The organism is Chondromyces apiculatus DSM 436 (assembly GCF_000601485.1).
Classification (GTDB): domain Bacteria; phylum Myxococcota_A; class Polyangia; order Polyangiales; family Polyangiaceae; genus Chondromyces; species Chondromyces apiculatus.
Window position 1 is genome coordinate 240,035 of sequence record NZ_ASRX01000010.1, and the last position, 22,122, is coordinate 262,156.

Below are 22,122 nucleotides of genomic sequence, written 5' to 3' on the forward strand. Positions count from 1 at the left end.
CGATGGCTCAACCGAGGAACTTCGGCTTCGGCGAGGAAGAGCAGGCGCTGAAGCAGAACGCGCGGCGCTTCTTTCAGGAGCGCTTGCCCGTGGACGTGCTGCACCGGCGGGTGGCGCACGATCCGGATCCGATGCGGCGCCCGGAGTGCCTCTGGGACGAGGCGCTCTGGGGGCAGGTGGTGGAGCTGGGGTGGACCCTCCTCGCGGTCCCCGAGAGGGTCGGCGGCCTGGGGATGAGCGCCGCTGCGGTGGCGGGCCTCGTCGAGGAGGTGGGGCGGGCTGCGTTCCCGTCGCCCCTGATCGCGACCCTCCAGGCGACCTACGTGCTCGCCGCGTGTGACGCCGAGGCTTCCAGCGCGGCCAGCGGCTTGCTCCGCCGCATCGCCGAGGGCACGCCGGTCAGCCTGGCGATCACCGACCGGCGAGGCTCCTGGGAGGCGTCGGACACCGACGTGACGGCGAGCGGGTCGGGCAGCGTGACCTTGAACGGGACGGCGTGGTTCGTTCAGGATGCGCGGAAGGCCGAGGTGTTCGTGGTGAAAGCCAGATCTGCCGCGGGCATCGGGCTGTACCTCGTCGAGGCCACGGCCAGGGGAGTGACCATCGTCCCGGATGCCATCGTGGATCTGACCCGCGATCAGGCGCACGTGGTGCTCCGCGATGTGGTCGTGTCTGCCGACCGCGTCGCGGCGGTGGGGGGCAAGGGCGAGGCGGCGCTGCAGGCCGCGGAGCCAGCGATGCTGGTGGTGGTGACGGCCGACATGGTCGGCGCTGCCGAGTGGCAGCTCCAGACGACCGCGGAGTACGCGAGGACGCGGGTCCAGTTCGATCACCCCATCGGCTTCTTCCAGGCCGTGAAGCACCCGCTGGTGGAGATGATGGTGAGGATCGACGAGGCGCGCACCCTGCTCTACAGCGCGGCCTGCGCCATCGACCACGAGCCCGAGAAGGCAGAGATCCTGGCGCGCATGGCCAAGGCTGCCGCCAGCGACGCGGCGTCGTATTGCTCGGGGCGGTCCGTGCAGCTCCACGGAGGGACGGGGTTCACCTGGGAGTGCTTCGTGCACCTCTACTTCAAGCGCCAGAAGCACAACGAGGTGCTGCTCGGCGACGGGGCGTACCAGCGCATGAAGCTGGCCGACAAGCTGATAGGACCGATCGGGATCGGGGGCGGCGCTTCGTGGTGACGCCAGGGGGATGAGGATGCCCATGGAGATTCGCGCAGCGATTGCCCGGGCGAGAGAGCCCTTCACCGTCGAGACCTGTGAGCTCGCCCCTCCCGCGGCGGGTGAGGTGCTGGTGAAGGTCGAGGCCTGCGGCATCTGCCACACCGATCTCACGGCGAAGGACAAGGGGATGGGCACGCCGCTCCCGGCGGTGCTGGGGCACGAAGGGGTGGGGCGCATCCAGGCCCTCGGCGAGGGTGTGCGCGGGTTCGAGATGGGTGAGCGGGTGGTGATGAGCTTCGGCGCGTGTGGACAGTGTCCGAGCTGCATCGAGGGGGGGCCTGCGTATTGCCAGCATGCCCTCGATTTCAACCTGTTCGGGCGTCGCGTCGATGGCACGTCTCCCATCTCCCTGGGGGGGGCATCCATCACCGGGCACTACTTCGGGCAGTCCTCCTTTGCCACCCACGCCGTGGCGGCGTCGGCGAACCTCGTGAGGCTGGGCGAGGACCTGCCCGTCGCCCTGATGGCTTCCCTGGCGTGCGGGGTGCAGACCGGCATGGGCTCCATCCTGAACGTCCTCGACGCGGGCCCCGAGGACACGCTCGCCATCCTCGGTTGTGGCACGGTGGGGCTCGCCGCCGTGATGGCGGCGCGGATCGCGGCGTGCCGGCGCGTCATCGCCGTGGATCTGAACGACAGCCGTCTGGAGCTGGCCGCGACGCTGGGGGCCACCGACGTGGTGAACAGCGCGCGGGAGGATGTCGGGAGCGCGCTCGGCAAGCTCGGGGGCTTGACCCTGGCGTTCGACAACACCGGCGTGCCGTCGGTGATCGAGGCGGCCTACGGGGCGCTCCGTCCGCGAGGCCAGATCGCGCTGGCAGGGGTGGCGGCCCGCGAGGCGCGCATCCAGCTCGATCCGAACAGGCTGATGGCCACGGGCCGGGTGCTGCGCGGCACGGTGGAGGGGGACGCCACCCCGCGCGTCTTCATTCCCAGGATGGTCGAATGGTACCGGAGCGGGAAGCTGCCCCTTCACAAGCTGGTGACCACCTATCCCTTCGAGCGCATCAACGAGGCGGTGTCCGACATGCTCTCGGGCCGCGTCGTCAAACCCGTGCTGCTCATGCCGTCGCTCTGATTCTTCCCGGAGGTTTCCCCATGCAATCGGACGCCCACACGACGAGTACCCTTGCCTCCGTCATTCGCACGCACGCCGCCGAGCGGCCCGGCGCGGTGGCCCTCATCCAGGACGACGAGGCCGTCACGTACAAGGAGCTTCACGCGCGGTCGAACCGGGTCGCGCAGGCCCTTCAGGCATGCGGGATCGGGCCGGCGGACCGGGTGGCCTTCCTGGACAAGAACGGCATTGCGTACTTCGAGCTGCTCTTCGGCGCCGCCAAGCTCAATGCCGTCCTCGTCGCCATCAACTGGCGTCTGACGCCGCGGGAGGTGGAGTACATCGTCAACGACGCGGAGGCGACCGTCTTCGTGTTCGGGGCCGAGTACGCGGACATGGCGGCCGCGCTCGCGAGGGAGCTGAAGCGGGTCAAGAAGTTCGTGGTCATCGGCGCCAATGACCGGTTCGAGCCCTATGCGAGGTGGCGCGACGCGGCCGGGAGCACCGATCCGGGCATCGAGGCTGCCGGATCGGACATCGCGTTCCACGTCTACTCCTCGGGCACCACGGGGCATCCGAAGGGGGTGATGCTGAGCCACGACAACCTCTTTTCGCTCCTCCCGGCCTCGTCGGCAAACTGGAAGGTCGATGCCAGCTCGGTGAACATGGTGGCCTTGCCCGTGTTCCACATCGGCGGCTGTGGCTGGGCCATGGTGGGGATGTTCAATGGCTGCACCTCGGTGATCGTGCGGGATGTCCAGCCCGCCGCGCTCATCGATCTGATCGGCAAGCACCGGATCACCCACGCCTTCCTGGTGCCAGTCCTGCTCCACGTCATGCAGCTCGCGCCCAACGCGGCGCGCGGTGACTATTCCAGCCTGAAGCTCGTCGTCTATGGCGCGGCGCCCATCAGCGAGGAGGTGCTCGGCGGGGCGGTGAAGCTCCTCGGGTGTGGGTTCGCGCAGGCCTACGGGCTGACCGAGACCACCGGAGCGATCGTCACGCTGCCGCCCGAGGACCACGATCTGGAGGGGCTGCACCGCCACCGGCTGCGCGCGGCCGGCAAGCCGCACGCGGGCGTGGAGGTGAAGATCGTGGCGCCGCAGACGGGCGAGGAGCTGCCCGTCGGGACACCGGGGGAGATCTGGACGCGCTCCCGTCAGAACATGGTCGGCTACTGGCGCCTGGAAGGCGACAGCGCGACCAGCATGACCGGGGACGGCTGGCTCAAGACGGGCGACATCGGGTACTTCGACGGCGACGGCTACCTCTACATCCACGATCGGCTGAAGGACATGATCATCACCGGCGGGGAGAACGTGTACCCGGCCGAGGTGGAGAACGTGCTGATGAAGCACGAGACGGTGGCGGACGTGGCGGTGATCGGCATTCCCTCGGAGAAATGGGGGGAGTCGCCCCTCGCCGTGGTGGTGCCGGTGAAGGGCGCCGTGGTCAACGAGAAGGACCTGCTCGCCTTCGCCAGGAAGTACCTCGCGGGGTTCAAGGTCCCCGTGGGCATCGAGCTGCGCGCCGAGCTGCCGAGGACACCCTCCGGGAAGGTGCTGAAGAAGGACCTGCGCGCCCATTACTGGGAAGGCTGCACGCGCGCGATCAACTGATGACGGTTGAGCGCTGACGGTAGAGACGATTCACCATGGTTGGAGACAAGGAGCAGGTGATGATGGGGCAAAAGGGCAAGCCGGTGTTCGTGGTCGGAGTGGGGATGATCCCGTTCCGCAAACCGGGGGCGTCGGAGGCTTACGACGAGATGGGCGGCGAGGCGATCCGGCTCGCCCTCCAGGATTCCGGCGTCGATTACGAGGACATCCAGCAAGCCTATGCCGGCTATGTCTATGGTGACTCGACGGCCGGGCAGAAGACCGTCTACAAGGTCGGCAAGACCGGGATCCCGGTCGTGAACGTGAACAACAACTGCGCCACGGGCTCGACGGCGCTCTACCTGGCGCGCCAGGCCATCGAGCACGGGATCGTGGACTGCGCGCTCGCGGTGGGCTTCGAGCAGATGAACCCGGGGGCGATCGGGGTGATGTTCACCGACAGGCCGAGCCCGCTCCAGGACTTCGAGATCGCGTGCGACGTGCTGGTGGGCAACGCAGAGGTGCCCATGGCGCTGCGCTTCTTCGGGGGCGCGGGCCTCAGCCACATGAAGAAGTACGGGTCGACGCTGGAGGACCTGGCGAAGATCCGGGCCAAGGCGAGCCGTCACGCCAGGAACAACCCGCTCGCGGTCTTCCGCAACGAGGTGACGCCCGAGGATGTCCTGAGGTCGCCGGCGGTGTGGCCGGGCGTGATGACCAGGCTGATGGCGTGCCCCCCCACGTGCGGGGCGGCTGCGGCGATCCTGGTCTCGGAGGACTTCGCCCGGAGGAAGGGGCTGCGCCGCGACGTGGTGATCGCCGCCCAGGCGATGACCACCGACAGGCCAGACACCTTCGAGGCGCACGACATGATGAACCTCGTCGGGTACACCATGACCAAGCGGGCCGGCCAGATGGTGTACGAGGCCGCGGGCGTCGGCCCCGAGGAGGTCGACGTGGTCGAGCTCCACGACTGCTTCGCCCACGCGGAGCTGATCACCTACGAGGGGCTCGGCCTGTGCCCGGAGGGTGGGGCCCAGAAGTTCATTGCCGACGGCGACAACACCTACGGGGGCAAGGTCGTGGTGAATCCTTCGGGTGGTCTCCTCTCGAAGGGTCATCCCCTCGGGGCCACCGGGCTCGCGCAGTGCTACGAGCTGGTGCACCAGCTCCGCGGGACGGCAGCGGCACGCCAGGTCGAGGGCGCGCGCATTGCGCTTCAGCACAACCTCGGGCTCGGCGGCGCCAGCGTCGTCACCCTCTACCAGTCGGTGCAGTCAGGGCAGCCGGCACAGGCGCTGTGAGGAGGGGATGCAAGTGAAGGCAGAGGCACGGTTCCAGGAGCTTCTCGGGAGCACCCGCAAGGTCGCCATCGAGGCTCTTTACGAGCTGTTCGACGGCCTGGAGGCGATCGACACGCCCTTCATGCTGGGGGAATGGGAAGGCGGCGTGTTCAACACGGGGCACCCGGGAGAGCAGCAACTCGAAGGTCTGCGCTGGGTCGGCAAGACCTTCCACGGTGAGAACGACGTGGATCCCATCGTCAGCCGCACCGCGGACGGCGGGCGCGAAGCGAACCCGGTGCTGGGCAAGGCGACGCTGCGCTTCGTGCGCTACCGCGGCGTGTCCACCGCCACCATGGTGTACGACCAGCACCCGGTGTACGACCATTTCCGGAAGATCACCAGCGGCCTCGTGCTCGGCGTGATGGACCGCAAGGGCGAGACGCTGCCGCTGTTCTTCTACCTGCGGAAGGTCTGAGCAGGCGTGAGGCGGGGGGGGCGGGGGCAGGAGCCCCTGCCGGGTGCGTCAAGGCTTGAAGAAGCCCTTGATGTTGAGGGCGGCCTTGGTGCCGGAGCGGGTGCCGCACTGGCCGTTGGGCCAGTTGCCCTCGGCGATGAAGATCTTCGAGCCCTCCACCTTGGTCACGTAGGCGACGTGGCCGTAGCTGCTGCTGGTCTGGATGATCGCCACGTAGCCGGCCTTCGCGGTCTGGGTGTTGACGATGTTCATCTTGTCCTGGAACGACGTCAGGCCATAGGGGAGGGCGGGCTGGCGGCAACGCGCGTAGTAGACGCAGTTGTCACACTGGTTGCACGCGGGGGCGACCAGCGAGGATTCCTCGGCGCTCAGCTCCTGGTCCGCCTCGCCGACGCTCTCGATCTCGTCACCGTCGCTGAGATCCTCGTCGGCGGCCTCGATGTCGTCGCCGGGCTCCATCTCCACGGTGCAGCCCATCAGGGGGAAGGAGCAGGCCGCCAGCATGAATGCCACTGCACCGAACTTCGAAAACATGCTCATGTCGATTCTCCGCGAATACGCAACAGGATGGTTGTTCCCTTGCGGCAGCACGCGGCAATGCCGGAGCGATCGCAATGGATCGCAGGACGGAGCGCGTGACGGTGCAGGGGTCGCGTTTTCCAGGGGCGTGGGAGTATCAGGGTCTGTGATCCCCGGTGGGCCACATCCGTGGAAAGACGACGAAAGGACGCCCATGGTATACGGTCCGCGCGCGCATAACGTCAAACCAATTCCGCGCGACCTTGCGCCGCACGAGGGCATTCGTGGGCTGGTTCCTCCATACGCGTAACATTCCTCGATGAATGGTGGCGCGTCATGCGTCAATCGATGCGACCTTGTAGGTGAGAGGGTTCAATCATCACTCTTCACCGGAGAGCGCATTGCCTGGAGTGAATTCATTTAGCGCTAGGAGCACATTCCAGGCTTGGACCCGCGGATGCAGAGGTGAGCACGTGAAGGAGGGCACGTGAAGGTGAGCACGCACAGGCGAGCACCTGGCGCTCGGAGCACCGCCGAACTCCGAGGGACGCGGGGGGAGGGGCGCCGTCGACGCCCTTCCGGTCAACGCTTCGGTGGGTGCTTCAGTTGAGGGCGCTGCCGGAGCCGCCGGGGCTGGGCTTGGCAGCGGGGGGGCCGAAGATGGCGTCCCAGTTGGACCGGTAGGCGTCCGTGGCGACCTGGGCGGGGCCGGAGCGCGCGTGGGCGGCGGGGGCAGTGTGGGCGGCGTCGAGCATCACCTCGACATCGAACAGGCGCTCGTGTTCCTCGCGCTGGTGGAGCTGGACGACCTCGCCGTGCAGGGGGCGGCCCTCTTCGAGGGCGCGGAGCTCGCCGAACTCGATGCGGTTCTCGCGCTTGCGGATCACGCGGAGTCCCTGGCCGTCGTCGCTCGGGCTGTGCACGAAGAGGAGGTCTCCGCGCGCATCTCCACGTCCAGGCGAGGCCTCGCGCGCATCTCCGCGTCCGAGCGAGGTCTCGCTGGAGGTGGTGGTCGGGGCCGTGGGGGAGGTTCCCCCGGTGATCGCCGTGGAGTGCGACGGCGCGTCGGCCGTCGTGGCGCTTGCCTTGGGGTCTGCGGCCTTGCCCATCTGGACAGCTTCCCACGTTCCACCGGGGCCACGCCAGATGCCGTCCTGCAAAACTTGGCCCCCGAGACCGGCTCGCCGTACGTCGGGCCATGGCTCCCCCGGCGCCCGAGCGCTCTGCGCCCGCGTGTCGGCCCCGGTTCTGCCGGGAGCAGAGCCCCCGTATCGCGGTTGCGGGCTGTCGCGCCGCGGGAGGAAAAGATCATGACCGGTCGAAGCGAAGGTAACGGAGATGCAGGCGAGCGGCGCAGTGGCGCCGGGCGTCGGGTCCATTTCGAGGCGCTCGTCGCGGTGGGCGAGGCGGCGGGGGGCTCGGGCTTCGAGGCGGAGTCGGTCGATGTGTCGCCCGATGGGATGCGGCTGCGCGCGGCCTACCTGCCCGAGGTGGGGGATCGTCTCCTCTGCCGTTTCGACGGGCCAGGCGGGGAGATCGCCGTGGAAGGCGAGGTGTGCTGGCGCCGCGACGAGTCACGCGGGGGAGAGTTCGGGCTGCGCTTTGCCGGGCTGGACCCGGCGTCGAGCGAGGCAGTCCGGGCTCTGGTCTCCGGCCTGGGCGGGACGAGCAAGCCGATGGGTGGGGGCCGCAGCGTGGCCCCGGGAACACCCGCGGCGGCTCCGTCCGACGGCCCAGGCCGCGGGGCGCGGGTTCGGTTGCACATCGAGGGGCTCGGCTCGCCGATGAAGGCGCGCGTGCGCGCAGGCGAGGACGGGGCGCTGGAGGTGGGGTCGAACCTGGAGTTCCTCAAGGTGGGGCGGTCGCTCGCCCTGGAGGACGTGGAGCGCGGCGCGCGCCGCGAGGCGTTCGTCGACGCGGTGCGGGTCGAGGTGGATCCGGGGAGCAGCATTCCCCAGCTCGTGGTGACGCTGAGCTACGAGCCGACGACGTCCGAGGCGGCGCGTGCTGCGGGATCGCCGCGGGCAGCGACGCCGCGCGGGAGCCGGGGCAGCTCGGCGACGGCTTCAGGGGCGGCGCTCCCCGCAGCCGCCGCCGTGTCCGGAGCTTCGGTGGCTTTGGCATCTGCAGCGGCGGCTTCGGCGGCTCCGGCAGCGGGTGGGGCCGGGGCAGCAGGGACTTCTCCCGCGCGAACGCGGAGCACGCCTGCACCTGCACCTGCCCCGGCGCTCGACGAGTCTCCGGCGGCGCGGGCCACCGAGCCGACGCTGAGCAGCGCGCGCCATCCGCAAGAGGTGCGCCGTGACCTGGAGGCCGCTCAGGAGTCCGACGCTTCGCCGTCGGCGGAGGCGTCCGAGCAGGATCGCGGTGAGGCCGAGGACGTGGTGGCCGGGCAGGACGGCGAGGCCGAGGCCGGGCCCTCCAGCGAGGCGGCCGCAGAGGAGCCGGGGAGCGGTCGGGGCGCGCGGCTGCGCGACGTCGGCGAGAAGGCTGCCGCCGTGGGGCGCGCGGTCGCAGGCCGGGTGGGACCGGCGCTGTCGGGCGCGACCGATCGGGCGCGGGGCGCGATGGGCGGCCTGCTGGCGCGGATCCGCGAGAAGCGCGCCGAGCGCGGCGGCGTGAGCGAGGTGAGCGAGGTGAAGAAGGGGAGCGAGCCCCGGCGGATGACGGCGCCGCCGCCCACGGGCGCGCTGCGCACAGAGGGTCGGCGTCTGGTGCGTGACGATGGGGCTGCCTCCGACGAGGCGGCCGCCGCAGAGGAGGCAACGGCGCGGCCGCGGGTGAACAAGAAGGCCGCGGCGCTCGGCAGCTTCCTGGGCCTGGCGGCGGTCCTCGTGGTGTTCGGGGCGGCGCGCCTGGCAGGGCTGGGCAAGGGCCCCGAGGGGACACAGGCGACGGCGGCGCTGCCTGCTGGCGCGAGGAGTGCCGAGGCGCTCGCGGCGCTGCCCGCGCCGGGCGCGATGCCGGTCCCCACGGCCGAGGGGACGCTCACGGCGAACGTGCCGCTGTTCGGGGCGACGCCGCTGTCGACGACCGAGCCGGTGCTCCCGTCGGCACCTCCGGTGGCCGATCTCGGGTCGGGCGCCCTGGACCCGCTCGCCGAGGCCGCCGCCAACGCTGCGGGGAACGCCGAACTCGAAGCCGGTGACGAAGGGGGCGAGGAGCCCACGGCGACCGGCGACGGCAAGGCGTGGGGGCAAGGCGAGGTGAAGAACCCGATCGTCCTCAAGCTGAAGATGGACGGCGACATCGAGCGGTTGACCGGCGCGGCAGGGCCGATGGGCTTCACGGTGTCGCTGCCGGATCGTCGGGCCCTGTCGTCGGGGAGCGGGCTCGCCCGGAAGGACAAGCGCATCGCCTCCATCCGGGTGGTGAACACCCCCCAGGGCGCGGAGGTGTCGCTGCAGTTCAAGGACGGCGTCCCGGCCTACGTGGCGAAGAGCAACGGCGATCGGCTGGAGATCGCGCTCGGCAACGACTCGGCGCCGAAGAAGGTGGCCTCGAAGTCCAAGGCCAAGAAGGGGAAGAAGGGCAAGGACGACGCGAAGAAGAAGGGCGGCAAGGGCAAGTCGCACTGAGCCGCCTGCCTCCCGGCTTTGCCCCGGTCCCTGCCGCGACGACACGCGCGGGGACCGCGGCCGCCCCGCGCTGATCCACACGGTCGGGCTTCCGAGCCAGGGTACGCAGTACGCAGGTGGCCCCGCATGCGTATACTGCCCGCCTGATGAGCGCCGTTCCCTTCGTCACCATCGCCATGCCCTGCCTCAACGAGGAGGGCTACATCGAGGCGTGTCTCGAGAGTGTGGCCGCCCAGGACTATCCCCGGGATCGGATGGAGATCCTGGTGGCGGACGGGGGGAGCACGGACCGCACCCGGGAGATCCTGGGGCGCCTCTCCGCGGAGGATCCGCGCATCCGGATGATCGACAACCCGGACCGGATCCAGGCGGCGGGGATGAACCAGATCATCCGTCAGGCGCGCGGGGACGTGGTGATCCGGATGGACGTGCACTGCGAGTACGCCGGGGATTACGTGCGGCGCTGCATCGAGGTGCTGGAGCGGACCGGGGCCGACAATGTCGGCGGGGCGCAGCGCCCGCGGGCGAAGACGTGGTTCCAGAAGGCGCTCTGCGCGGCGCTCACCAGCCCCCTCGGGGTGGGGGGGGCGAGCTACCGCTCGGCCGAGAACGAGGGGTTCGTGGACACGGTGTTCCTCGGCGCGTTCCGGAGGCGGGTGTTCGAGACCGCGGGGATGTACGACCCGAAGGCGGTGACGAACGAGGACGCGGAGCTGAACCAGCGCATCCACGAGGCGGGCGGGAAGGTGTTCCTGAGCCGCGACATCGTGGTGCACTACTACCCGCGCGCGTCGTACGCGGCGCTCGCCAAGCAGTATTACAAGTACGGTCAGGGCAGGGCCCGGACGCTGCTCAAGCGGGGAACGTTCCCGTCGCCGCGGCCGGCGATTCCGTTCCTGATGGTGGTGTCGGGGGCGACGCTCCTGGCGACGTCGCGATGGCACCCGCTGACGCTGCCGGCCTTCGGGCTCTACGCGGTGGCCACGGGGATCGAGGCGATCCGTGTGGGGCGCCGGGAAGGGGCGCCGGCGATCCCCATCGTGTGGGGGATCTTCCCGGTGCTGCACGCGTCCCACGGGGTGGGGTTTGCGTCGGGGCTCCTGCGGTACGGGCTCGATCCGGACTGGGCGCCGGAGCCGGAGCGGCTCGATCCCATCCCGGTGGCGGTGGGGACCGGCGAGCCGCTGGAGGCGTGAGCGCTCGCGCATGGTGCGCGTGGAGCACCTCGCGGGGGGCGGCCTGCTGACGCTGCACGATCCGTGGCTCGCGGCCGCCGAGGCGGAGGCGCTGTTCGCAGCGCTGCGGGACGGGATCGCCTGGAAGCAGGAGACCATCCGGGTGTTCGGGCGTGAGCACCAGCAACCTCGGCTCACCGCCTGGTACGGGGACCCGGGGACGACGTACAGGTACTCGGGGCTCACGCTGGAGCCGCTGGTCTGGACACCGGCGCTCTCGGCGCTGCGCCGGCAGGTGGAAGAGGCGAGCGGGGCGCCCTTCAACAGCGTGCTCCTGAACCACTACCGGGGCGGGAACGACGCGATGGGGTTCCACGCGGACGCCGAGCGGGAGCTGGGAGAGAACCCGGTGATCGCGTCGGTGTCGCTGGGAGCCCCGCGGCGGTTCGTGCTCAAGCCGGTGCGCGCGCTCGCGGGTGAGGCGCCCGTGGAGCTGTCGCTCGGCGGGGGGAGCTTGCTGGTGATGGGGGGGACGACGCAGCACTTCTGGCGGCACGGGGTGCCCCGTCAGGCAGGGGCGGGGCCGCGGATCAACCTGACGTTCCGGCGCATCCTGCCGGTCGCTGCCTGAAGAGACGACGAGCGCGCGTGCGGGGAGGGGCGGGGCGCGCAGTGCACGGGATCAGTGCTGCTCGCGGAAGGGCTCCTCGTAGACGACGACGAAGCCGTCATTGACGGGGGAGCTCGGGCTCTCGCTCTCGAAGGGCTGTTCGCCGCCGTAGTCGACGGCGCCGATGAAGGCGCCGGTCACCGCGACGCGGCCCGTCGTGCTCGGCACGACGAGGATGTCGCCCTGCGAGGTGGTGTCCGAGGCGCTCGGGATGTGCCGGTGCGTGAGGTAGGCGCCCGCCGGATCGAGCCTGGCGATGAAGGCGTCGCGTGCGCCGAGGGCCGTGAGGGAGGCGCCGTCGAGGTCGAGGGTGCCTCCGAAGGCGCCTCCGAGGAGGAGGTTGCCGCTCGGCTCCACGACGAGGGATGTCCCACCCTGCTGCAGCCTCTGGTCGTCGCCGTCCCCGTAACGGCGGCTCCAGACGTGCGCGCCGTCGATCCCGAACTTGACGAGGTAGGCGTCGGAGGTCGCAGGCGTCTGGCCCGTGGCCTGGAGGGCTCCGCCGCCGAAATCGACGGTGCCGAAGAAGTCTCCGGTCATGAGGACCCCGTCCGAGGCGGCGGAGAGGTGGGGCGTGGAGCCCCCCCACCCCCGCTCGAAGACATGGGACCAGAGGACATCCCCGTCGTCGTCGTCGAGTCGGGCGACGAAGATCGGTCGCTGGCTGAACGGGATGTCGTGGGTAGCCCCATCGATCCGGAACCTGTCCTCGAAGACGCCCGCGATCACCACGCCGCCCATGCCGTCGGAGACGACGTCGGTGACGACAGAGTAGCCGTCCTGGATTCCGAAGTTGCGGATCCACGCCGGGTTGCCGTTGCTGTTGTACCGCATCACGAAGGCGTCGACGCCCCCCTGGGACTGCACGCCGCTGTTGGGGTTGATGAGGTAGATGCCGGAGAAGCTGCCTCCGACGAACACGTTGCCCTGCAGGTCGGTGGCCACGGCCATGGGGCCTTCGGCGCCTCCTTCCTCGCAGGTGCCGCAGAGCACCTTCTCGTCGGTCTGCGCGCCGGCAGCATCGAGCGTGACGAGCTTGAAGGCCGTGAGGCCATAGGAGAAGTAGCCACCCGCCATCGAGGGCTGCATGGGGTAGTTGGCAGCCACGCAGGAGTTGAGTGAGGTGCCGCTGCCGACGAGGGCGATCACCCTGTCCGAGGGGAGGAGGTCCATGTCGCGCAGGCAGTCCTGGAGGGAGCCGTCGTCGATGGAATGGATGTAGAGGGGCGCACCGGCGGGACTCAGACGGGCGATGAAGGCGTCGTTCTGGAAGCCCGTGGTCTCGGCGGTCATGCCGCCGAGATCGAGGAGCCCGCTGAAGCTGCCGCCGAGCAGGAGGTCACCGGTGGACGTGTAGGTGAGCGCGGTCGGGTAGTCCTCCCCCTCGTTGCCGAACCGCTGTCCCCACACCAGATCGGGGTCCGGGCCGTTCACGGTCCCTCCTTCTCCGCCCGTGCCGCCAGCGCTGCTGGTGCTGCCGCCGGCGCTGCTGGTGCTGCCGCCCGTGCCCGTCGCGTCGCGGTTGAACTCCAGATCGCCGAGGCCGGTGACGCCGTTGCAGGCGACGAGGGACACCACGCTGAAGGCGGTGCCGAGGGCGAGGTGAGAGATGCCGTGTGTGCTCATCAGAACCTCCCGTGCAGCAGGATGGATCCTGGCCCGATGCCTACCTGAACCTCAGGGATGCGGATCGCCGTGCTCGGCTCCGCCTCCGTGTCGTCCTCGCCATCGCTGCCGCCGCCGCTCGCGCGGACGATGAGGAGCACGGCGCCCGTGGCGACGCCGAGGCCGCCGAGGATGAAGCCCGCCGTGGAGAGGTTGCCGAGGGTGCCCGCGCGGGCCGCGGCGTCCTCGTCGCTCTTCAGGCAGTCGTTGCCGTTGCAGCGGCTCTTGATGTCGCTGACGGCGCTGGAGGACATGACGCCCGTGACCACGCCGAGGCCGAGGCCGAGGGCGCCCACGCTGAAGGCAGCGATGGTGGGGGCGAGGGACGACGAGGTGCTCTCGGGCGGTGGTGGCGCGGTGGTCTCCTGAGGCTGGAGCACGATCTCGAGCCGCTCCACCCGGGACTCGCGCAGGATCAGGCGGCGCTCCGTGGGCGCGACGCCCGGCGCCTCGACGCGCACGGTGTACTTGCCAGGGTCGACGTCGAGGCCTTGCTGCAGGGTCTCCAGCGAGGTCTCCTCGCCGTTCACGGTGGCGCGGGCGACGTCCGTGGAGGTGCCGCTGAGGGTCACCTGGATGACCGGGATGCGGGGTTTGAGGGCGTCGAGTTCCTTGCGGGCCTCGGTCTGGGCCTCGCGGAAGGAGGGCGGAGAGCGCGGGGTGAGCGGTTCGCTGGCGGCTTGCTGGAGGAGGTCGCGGGCGCGCAGAAGCTCGCCGAGGCCCATGTGGGCACGGGCGATGAACACGAGCAGGCGCGGGGAGTGGCACTTCTCCTCGGCCTGGCCGAAGGAGTCGATGGCGGCCCGGTAGTCGGCGGCCTCGAACTGCTCGAAGGCCTTGTCCGCGAGCGCTCCCGCGTCCTTGCGCTCCTTCGCGGAGCACTGGCCTGGCGCCGCGAGTGCCGGGGCGGGGGCGAGCAGGAGCGCCGTGAGCACCGCTACTCCCTGGAGCGTGAGCCATCCTCGACGCTGACGCCCCCTGCCAGGGCCGAGGGGCGCCGGGGGGCGGAGACTCAGGGGGTGCGCCAGAGGTCGCGTGCGCATGGACCGGTCAATACCATGTTGGCTTGCGCTTCGGGGGCTGCGGCCGTGCCGGCTGGGTGACGGGCGCCGTGGATGCTGCGGCTGGACGCGGTTCTGCCGTGGTGGCGGCAGCGCTCGCGGTGGCGGTGGTCGTCCCCGCAGCGCTGGCCGTGGGGTCCGGGGCGGCCTTGTCGGGCGATGCCGGCGTGGGCTGGTCGGGCGTGGCGGACGTGGCAGACGTGCCGCCGTTCGCGCCGGGCTGCGCCGTGGGTACGCCAGAGAGGGCAGGGGCGTGCTGGGGGGGAGGGGAGGCGACCGCGCTCGTGCCGCTGGTCGCCGGGTCAGACGGATCCGAGAAGGCGACGCGCGCGACGAGGACGAGGCCCGTGACCGTGAGGGCGGTGCCGGCGCCCGCGGCTGCCCAGAGCGCACGCCGGACGCTGGGCGACCAGGGCATCTGGGTGAGCGTGCCCGAATGACCGAGCGCGAGCCCCTGGTCGGCCGAGGGGCGGTCGATGGGTACCGGCCTGGGGGTCAGGGGGGCGGTGATGGACATCGCGGCCGGGGGGGCGGGAACGCTCGGGAGGCTGACGCCGGACACGCCGGAGATGGAGAGCGAGATGGGGGTGCCCATGGTCACGCTCTGGAGCGACTCAGAGCTTCCGGAGCCCCACCGCTCGACGGGGGCCACCCCGGCGATGGCGCCGAAGGCCTGCGTCATCTCGCTCGCGCTCTGGAAGCGGAAGTTGCGATCTCGGGCGAAGGCGCGCTCGAAGAAGCGATCCAGGGACTGGGGCAGATCGGCCGCGAAGTGGGTGGGCATGGGGATGGGCTCCCTCAGGATCTGGACCATGACCGCGCCGAGGGAGTCGCCGCTGAAGGCCTTCTCGCCCGTGAGCATGCGGAACAGGATCACCGCCAGGCTCCAGAGGTCGCTGCGGCCATCGAGGGGCCTGACGCCGCGGGCCTGCTCGGGGCTCATGTAGAAGGGCGAGCCGACGAGGCGCCCGGTGGCCGTCTGCTGCCCGTCGAGGGCCATGGTGTTCGCCTGGGCCACGCCGAAGTCGAGGATCTTCACGACCTCGTCGCTGTCCTCCCGGGCGAGGAAGATGTTCGCGGGCTTGAGGTCGCGGTGGACGATGCCTGCGTTGTGGGCGAGTTCCAGGGCACGCGCGGTCTGGTCGAGGATCCGCGCGCACTGGGCGGGCGTGAAGCGCCCGACCCGGTCGAGACGCTGCGAGAGGGTCTCGCCCGCGAGCATCTCCATGACGATGTAGGGCGTGTCCTCGTGGAAGCCGTACTCATAGATCTGCACCACGTGGCGGGTGCGGAGCTGCGCTGCGGCGCGGGCTTCGCGCTCGAAGCGCATGCGCGCCTCGGAGGCCGCGCCCTCATCGAGATCTTGCGCCAGCCGGATGAACTTGATGGCGACCTGGCGGCCGAGCATGAGGTCCTGGGCGCGCCACACCGACCCCATGCCGCCGCGGCCGAGGAGGTCGAGGATCTGGAACTTGCCAGCGACGACGGCCCCCGGTTGCTCCACGTCCGAGTACCCGATGGACGGGTCCGGGGTGGGGGCGCGCGGGGCGCGCGGCGGGGGCATCATCGGCGCGATGATAGCACAGGCATCCCGCCTCCCTGGTGCGGCGATCTTGGCCTGGTACGCAGACTTTCAGGTCAGGCGGCCCGGGCCCACCGGGGGTGGAATCGACCATTCCTCGCGCTCGGAGGCCAGGGGTTCGGGGTCTTCCTGGGCGCTGCCGAAGAACTCCAGGAGTTCGCGTCGCCGGGCCTCGGCGTCGGCACGGCCGAGCGCGATGAGCTTCTGGGTGAAGGGCCCGTCGAAGAGCAGGTAGCTGGCCAGGTCGGCCTCGGTGTCCTCTCCGACATCCATGAGCGAGAGGAGCTGCCGGGTGACGAGCGGGCCGCTGCGGAGCTTGCTGGTGCGGATGTGGGAAGCGGCCATGCGGCCGAGATCGACCGAGGGGCGCACCACCAGGCTCTTTACCCGCCGGTAGGGCAACACGCCGCGGCGGGTGGCGACGGCGTTGAGGGAGGGGAGGAAGCTCGGCCCGAAGGCCTTCTCGCCGTCGTCGATCATGCTGTTCACCCGTGACAGCACCTCGAAGTCGGACTGGACGTGGTCGAGGAGGAAGGCGTTGAGCACCTTGCCCAGCACCAGGCTCGCCCGCGGCACGTTCTTCCTCTCGACGCTGTGCAGATCGCGCAGCTCGCGGGAGAGGCCGATGGCGAGCACGTGCGTCGCGCCGAGCCACAGCGCCGGGGCGATGGGCGTGTTCTGCCGGATGCCGCCGTCCATGTAGAGTTCGTTGCCGATGCGGACCGGGGGGAAGAGCAGCGGGATCGACGCCGAGGCGAGCGCGTGCAGCGGTCCGATGTGGGCCCCGCGGATCACGGTGCGCGGAGGAGCCTGCGAGGGGAGTGCGCCGTCGGGTCCGGTCTGCATGAAGATCACGGTGCGGCCGGTGGCGATCTCGGTGGCGGAGACGCTGAGGGCCGACAGGTGGCCGTGGCGCAGGGTGCGGGCGATGGCGCGCCAGGGGATCTCTTTCTCGATGATCTTGGCCATGGGGGCGACGTCGAAGATGCCGGCGCCCGACTGCCCTCCGCCCAGCATGAGCCGCGGGAGCGAGAGCGCCTGCTTCATGCCGAAGCCGAGGACGGCTTCGAGCTGCAGCTCGTTCCAGAGGTCGATGAGGCGACGGATGCCCAGGGTTGGATCGTTCAGGTGCGCGGCGAGGAAGCAGGCGTTGATGGCGCCCACCGAGGTGCCGCACAGCACGTCGATGCGCGGCGGACGGCCCCGGACGCGGGCGAAGGCGTCGAGGATGTAGGAGAGGACGCCTACCTCGTAGGCACCCCGGGCTCCGCCGCCCGAGAGGATGACCGCCACCTTGCGGCGGGGCGGCGCGTCGTGCGTGGGAGGGCTCACTCGATCGCTCCTCGACCCGGGCTGCTCAGCAAGGCGTCACGGTTTTCGGGGCTCTGGGCATGGGCAGAGAGGTTGCTCGCCCCGCTCGGGGCGGCGGACGGGATCCATTCCCGTCCCGAGCCGGTGATCATGCTGCGGTCATCCATGGGCAGGGGGGAAGCGAAGCGGTTCATCTCGGCGATGGTCTGCTCGGCAGAGAGGATCCGCTGTACCACGGGGCGGGCCGCGAACAGCTCGCGGTGACGCGGATCGCGCACGTAGCTCGCCACCTTGCGCACGTGCAGCGCGGCCCGGTGGTAAGCGTCGGGCGCGCTCGCCGGGGCACCCCGGGAGAGCACGCTGCAGGCGAGATCGCGGATCTCGATGCCGTACTCCGAGCTGCCTGCCTCGACGGCGCCGAGGGCGGTGCGGGCGAGCAGCACCGCGGAGTGGAGCTCGTCGACGTCGGCGCGGGTGGCGGCCTCGATCGCGGTGGCGTAGGCGTGGTAGCTCATCAAGCCCTGGGCTTCGGCGAGCTTCCTGGCCTCGGTGGCGCCGGCGAGGGCCGCCCGGAGGTCGCCGCGGGCACGCGCCAGCAGCGCGCGCAGGATGCGCTGGTGCACCATGTCGTAGACGCTGCCGGTCACCGCGATGAGGGCACCAGCGTCGGCGACGAGGGTGTGCGCGGCGTCGAGATCGCCGCCTTCGAGCAGCACCCAGGCGGAGCAGAGGAGGGTGTCGGCGCGCGCATCCTGGTCGTCGTAGCGCTCGTGCGCCTCGCGCGCGCGGCGGAGGTAGCTCAGCGCCCGGTCCATGTCGCCGAGCCGCAGGTAGGACTGGCCGATGTTGCTCAGGGTCTTGGCGATCTGGAAGCGGCCACCGATGGCGAGATCGATGGAGATGGACGCGAGGCCGACGGCGATGGAGTCCTCGAAGCGCTCGAGGACCATCATCGCCACGGCGAGCGCGTTCTTGGCGCGCGCCTCGCTCCTCCGCGCGGCGACGGCGCGGAAGACGGCGATCGCCTCGGCGTAGGCCTCGACGGCCTCGTGCACCCGGCCCACGCGCCGGAGGAGGACCCCCTTGGCGCGCAGGACCTCGGCGCGGGCCCGCGGGGTGAGTTCGCCGGCCTGGGCTACCCGGATGGCGCGGTCGCTGGCGCTGAGGGCGCCAGGGATGTCGCCGAGTTCCCGGAGGATCTCCGAGAGGATGGTGAGGGCCTCGACCTCCAGCGCCGGCCTGCGGGCGAGCCGCGCGATCTCGGCGGCGCGCTGCGCGACGGGCATCCCGCGCGAGAGGTGTCCGTCGTCCAGGTCGAGGCGCGCCGTGCGGACCATGGCCAGCGCTACCCAGCGGGCCTGGCCGCTCTCCCGCGCCAGCTTGCGCAGGGCGGTGAGGTGGGTCTTGCGCTCGCGGCGCTTGCCGAGGTGGCGGAAGATGGCCTCCAGCGCTTCGTGCGCCACCATCCGGCGGCTATCGCCGGTGGGCAGGAGCCTGAGGGCGCGCTGGTAGTAGCGGAGCGCGAGCTGCGCCTGGTGGCCCATGCGCGCGCCGGAGGCCGCCTCCAGGTAGAGCTGCGCCGCCGGCCCGGGAGACTCGCCGCGGGCGAGGTGCTGGGCCACGATCGCCGCCGAGAGGCCCTGGGCGAGGGGCGTGGTCGCGAGGTGCTCGCCGAGGCGGCGGTGCATCCGGGCGCGCGTCGCCCCGTCCAGCGAGAGGTAGGCCACGTCCCGGGTGAGCGGGTGCCGGAAGTCCACCGTCCCCGCGCGCCGATCACACAGGCCCCGCGCGCACAGGCGCACGACGGCCTCGTCGCTGGCGAGGCGCATCAGGTTGAGCAGATCCTCCGCGAGCAGGGGCCCGCCCGCCACCGCGAGCCACCGGACCACCTCCTGCTCCTCGGGCGGCAGCTCCCGAAGCCGGTCGCCGATGAGCTGCTCCAGCGTCGAGGGGAGCTTCTCCGTCCGATCGCCCGCCCGCTCGTGGCGTCTGAGTTCCTGCACCCCGCCTTCGCGCTCGACGATCTCCAGCGTGCCGCGCTCGAGCAGGGCGTCGACCATCTCCAGGAGGAAGAACGGGTTGCCCGAGGCGCGGGGCACGAGTTCCCCGCACACGGCGGCCACGCCCTCGCGCACGCCGAGCCTGGCCTCGACGAGGCGGGTCTGCTCCTCCGGGGAGAGCCCGCGCAACTCGATGCGCACCAGGCCCTCGATGAAGGGGTTCACCCGGTCCTCGGGGCGGGTGAGCAGCAAGGCGAGGATGGGCAGCGCGTCGGTGCGCCGGAGCAGCTCCTGGATCAGCTCCAGGCTCGGGCGATCGCCCCACTGCAGGCCGTCGATCACGATCACCAGGGGCTGGTGGCGCGCCAGGGCGCCGAGCAGGTAGCGCACGCCGCGCAGCAGCAGATCGCGGCCGTAGCTCGGGACGTCCTCGTCGGGGTGGTCGATCTGCTTGCCGGTCACCAGCTCCGCCAGCCGCGACACGATGCGCGTGCCCACGGGGGTGCGCGCCGCCGGGCCGAGCAGCCCCCGGAGCACGCTGCAGGCGTCCTCGATGCTGTGCTCGATGCCCATGCCGGTGATGTCGCGCAGCACGTCGGAGAGCGTGGCGAGCGGCAGCTCCTGCTTCACCGGCGAGCACTCCACGTGCAGGATGCGCGCGTCGCTGGGCAGCTCGGCGAGGAAGGCCGCCGTGAGCGCGGTCTTGCCGATGCCCATCTCACCCACGATGGTCCGGGCCACCAGCTCCCCCCGCAGCGCCGAGCCGGGCGGGGGGAGCGTGCGCCGGTCCTCGCTCTCGAAGTACTGCGCGGCCAGCTCGGCGGGGGAGAGGGCAGGGGGCGACACCGCGCGGTGGTAGGCGGCGTGCAGATCGGCGCGCTCGGCGTCGCGCCCCACCAGATCCGTGGGGGCGAGCGCGATCTCCGCGATGCGCTCCTCGCGGGTGAGCGGCCGCTCCAGCCCGTAGAGGCGCATCTGGTGGGGCACCTGCACGTCGCGCGCGTCTTCCAGGTCGAGCGATGGGGCCTCGCTCCAGCGGAAATCGCGGCGCACCAGCCGGTAGACGCCACCTGCGACCCAGGTGCGGCCGAAGGGCGTGCGGTCGCCGAGCCTCTCGGCCAGGAAGTTCGCCGGCTCCTGCAGGGTGTGGTGGATGAGGCGCCCCTCCTTGTCGCGCTCTCCCGCGGCGATCCCCCGCACGATCCCCATGGCGGCGCGCAGCTCTGCGGGCAGGTCCTCCGACGCCCCGGCGAGCGCCTCGTGCACGTCGACCGCCAGCGACGAGGCCTCGAACGCGGCGCGCGAGGGGTTGTCCATGAGGCCCACGATCGCCCGCGCGGAGGCCGCGCCCTGCCAGGACCACACCGCGCCGCGCCGGAAGCCGATGTCGTCGAGCAGGCTGCGGATGGACTGCTCGGTGCGCTGCGCCGCGGCCGGACCCAGCGCCGCCTCCAGTGATCCCAGGCCGTCCAGGCGGAGCGTGACCACCGCCACGTGCCGCACCTCGCGCACGACGCGCTGCGCGCCAGTGCCTCCGGAACCCGTGGGGCGCGCCGCCGGCACCGCGGCCATGGTGCGCGGCTGATCGGGCGGGCCCTCGGCGTGGGTGAGAGCCCCGCGCATGAGCATGCCCTCGGGCAGATCGCGCCCGAGCAGGTGGGCGACGGTCTGCTCCACGGCGGCGTTGTCCACCAGCTCCTGCTTGGCGAGCAGCACCCTCGCCACGGCGCCAGCCAGATCGCGGGCCGTCTGGAACCTGCCCTCCTTGCCGTGCGACATCGCCTTGGTCACGATCGCCGCAAGCTCGGGCGGGATGTCGGGCGCGTGCGCCTGGGGAGGGTCGAAGCGGCCCTCCTTGACGGCCTCGAGCAGCGCCTCGTCGTCGAGCTTCCCGTAGGGCGAGCGCAGCGTGAGCAGCTCGTAGAGGACCACCCCGAGCGCGTAGATGTCGCTCCTGCGGTCCACCTTGTCGCCGCGGGCCTGCTCCGGGGACATGTAGCCGAACTTTCCCTTGAGGACCCCGGTCTCCTCGCGGAAGAGGTTGGCGCTGGCGATGCCGAAGTCGGCGATCTTCACCACCCCCTCGAACGAGAGCAGGATGTTCTGCGGGGACACGTCGCGGTGCACGATCGCCAGGGGGACGCCGCCCTCGTCCTTCCGCTCGTGCGCGTAGTGCAGGCCCTTGGCGGCCTCCGCCATGATGAAGGCCGAGACGTAGGGGGGGATCCTGGTGCCCTTCTGCTTGGCAGCGGACATCAGCTTGCCGAGATCGAACCCCTCCACGTACTCCATGAGGAGCAAGAGGCCGTCATCCCCGTGGTCGGAGAACTCGTAGACCTGGACGATGTTCGGGTGGTTGAGGCGCGTCGCCAGGTGCGCCTCCTCCACGAACATCGCCCGGAAGCGCCGCGAGGCCCCGTGAACCGGCAGGATGCGCTTGGCGACGAGCAGCTTGTACGTGCCCTCGGCGCCGCGCTTCTTGGAGAGGAATACCTCGGCCATGCCACCGGCGCCGAGGCGTCGGATGATCTCGAGATCAGCGAGCTGCGAGGGGTGCTTTGCCATCAGGCCGGTTCACACGGACAGTCCGAGCCAGCGTGTCACGGCACGGCAGGACGGACGGACGAGCGGCGCATGGTAGCGTCCTGCCGTCGCCTTGGGGGAGGGCTGGATGGCGAAATCTGCCGTTTTTTTCTGCCTTCATGCGTGACGTGCGCAGACGCTTACGCGCGCCGGGTCGCTTCTGCGTGCCCGCACGTGCATCCTGCGCGCCTCGTACTGCGATGCTCTGGACGGGCACGACGGCTCTCGGGCGACCGCGTGCGACCGCGCGAGGGATTGCTGGAGCGCGCCTGCCTCGGCAGGTGTGCATCTGCTGCGCACGCCTGTTCCCCTGAGCATTCCAGGATCTTCTCG

The 22,122-nt window shown here is 70.9% G+C and carries 15 protein-coding genes; 8 read left to right on the plus strand and 7 right to left on the minus strand.

From position 1 onward, the window contains the following. The first annotated feature begins 2 nt into the window (after window positions 1-2). Genes CAP_RS07675 through CAP_RS07695 form a run of 5 tightly spaced genes read left to right on the plus strand, consistent with a single transcriptional unit; the run spans window position 3 to window position 5,645 of the window. Window positions 3-1,187 carry an acyl-CoA dehydrogenase family protein gene (locus CAP_RS07675; protein WP_044237839.1) on the plus strand — a complete coding sequence of 395 codons (1,185 nt, stop codon included), beginning with the start codon at window positions 3-5 and terminating at the stop codon, window positions 1,185-1,187. A gap of 22 nt (window positions 1,188-1,209) precedes the next feature. Then, complete coding sequence (locus CAP_RS07680) at window positions 1,210-2,307, plus strand: NAD(P)-dependent alcohol dehydrogenase (protein WP_044237841.1); 1,098 nt, start codon at window positions 1,210-1,212, stop codon at window positions 2,305-2,307. Window positions 2,308-2,327: 20 nt separating this feature from the next. Then, window positions 2,328-3,905 (plus strand): long-chain-fatty-acid--CoA ligase, encoded by a 1,578-nt coding sequence (locus CAP_RS07685; RefSeq protein WP_044237843.1) that lies wholly within the window; start codon window positions 2,328-2,330, stop codon window positions 3,903-3,905. A 35-nt stretch (window positions 3,906-3,940) separates the two neighbouring features. After that, entirely contained in the window at window positions 3,941-5,188 is a 1,248-nt protein-coding gene (locus tag CAP_RS07690; protein WP_197041060.1) for a lipid-transfer protein, read from the plus strand. A gap of 7 nt (window positions 5,189-5,195) precedes the next feature. Further along, the gene (locus CAP_RS07695) at window positions 5,196-5,645 is read left to right on the plus strand and encodes a DUF4334 domain-containing protein (RefSeq protein ID WP_044237845.1); all 450 of its coding nucleotides are present in this window, start codon (window positions 5,196-5,198) and stop codon (window positions 5,643-5,645) included. A 48-nt stretch (window positions 5,646-5,693) separates the two neighbouring features. Here the strand turns inward: CAP_RS07695 and CAP_RS07700 are convergent, their stop codons facing one another. Both CAP_RS07700 and CAP_RS07705 read right to left on the minus strand, forming a co-directional pair. Further along, a complete protein-coding gene (locus CAP_RS07700; protein WP_052374450.1) occupies window positions 5,694-6,185 on the minus strand; it encodes a CHAP domain-containing protein in 492 nt (163 codons plus the stop codon). A 581-nt stretch (window positions 6,186-6,766) separates the two neighbouring features. Continuing rightward, a complete protein-coding gene (locus CAP_RS07705) occupies window positions 6,767-7,273 on the minus strand; it encodes a hypothetical protein (protein WP_044237847.1) in 507 nt (168 codons plus the stop codon). 201 nt (window positions 7,274-7,474) lie between these two features. Here CAP_RS07705 and CAP_RS07710 point away from each other — a divergent pair, with 201 nt between their 5' ends. From CAP_RS07710 to CAP_RS07720, 3 genes are all read left to right on the plus strand, one after another. Then, complete coding sequence (locus tag CAP_RS07710) at window positions 7,475-9,742, plus strand: PilZ domain-containing protein (protein WP_044237849.1); 2,268 nt, start codon at window positions 7,475-7,477, stop codon at window positions 9,740-9,742. Window positions 9,743-9,888: 146 nt separating this feature from the next. Then, window positions 9,889-10,938 carry a glycosyltransferase family 2 protein gene (locus CAP_RS07715; RefSeq protein ID WP_044237851.1) on the plus strand — a complete coding sequence of 350 codons (1,050 nt, stop codon included), beginning with the start codon at window positions 9,889-9,891 and terminating at the stop codon, window positions 10,936-10,938. A gap of 10 nt (window positions 10,939-10,948) precedes the next feature. Then, the gene (locus tag CAP_RS07720; RefSeq protein WP_052374452.1) at window positions 10,949-11,548 is read left to right on the plus strand and encodes an alpha-ketoglutarate-dependent dioxygenase AlkB family protein; all 600 of its coding nucleotides are present in this window, start codon (window positions 10,949-10,951) and stop codon (window positions 11,546-11,548) included. 51 nt (window positions 11,549-11,599) lie between these two features. Here CAP_RS07720 and CAP_RS07725 read toward each other — a convergent pair whose 3' ends face one another. The 5 genes from CAP_RS07725 to CAP_RS43965 all read right to left on the minus strand — a co-directional run bounded on the left by CAP_RS07725 (window position 11,600) and on the right by CAP_RS43965 (window position 21,771). Continuing rightward, the gene (locus tag CAP_RS07725) at window positions 11,600-13,213 is read right to left on the minus strand and encodes a hypothetical protein (protein WP_044237853.1); all 1,614 of its coding nucleotides are present in this window, start codon (window positions 13,211-13,213) and stop codon (window positions 11,600-11,602) included. Next, window positions 13,213-14,187: a peptidase associated/transthyretin-like domain-containing protein gene (locus CAP_RS07730; protein WP_044237855.1), complete on the minus strand. Its 975-nt coding sequence runs from the start codon at window positions 14,185-14,187 to the stop codon at window positions 13,213-13,215. Before CAP_RS07730 ends, CAP_RS07725 begins: the two co-directional genes overlap by 1 nt. 115 nt (window positions 14,188-14,302) lie before the next feature. Continuing rightward, a complete protein-coding gene (locus tag CAP_RS43960; protein WP_052374454.1) occupies window positions 14,303-15,880 on the minus strand; it encodes a serine/threonine-protein kinase in 1,578 nt (525 codons plus the stop codon). Window positions 15,881-15,946: 66 nt separating this feature from the next. Further along, window positions 15,947-17,227 carry a patatin-like phospholipase family protein gene (locus CAP_RS07740; RefSeq protein WP_044237858.1) on the minus strand — a complete coding sequence of 427 codons (1,281 nt, stop codon included), beginning with the start codon at window positions 17,225-17,227 and terminating at the stop codon, window positions 15,947-15,949. Continuing rightward, window positions 17,224-21,771: a serine/threonine-protein kinase gene (locus CAP_RS43965; RefSeq protein WP_052374457.1), complete on the minus strand. Its 4,548-nt coding sequence runs from the start codon at window positions 21,769-21,771 to the stop codon at window positions 17,224-17,226. Before CAP_RS43965 ends, CAP_RS07740 begins: the two co-directional genes overlap by 4 nt. Window positions 21,772-22,122: the final 351 nt, after the last annotated feature.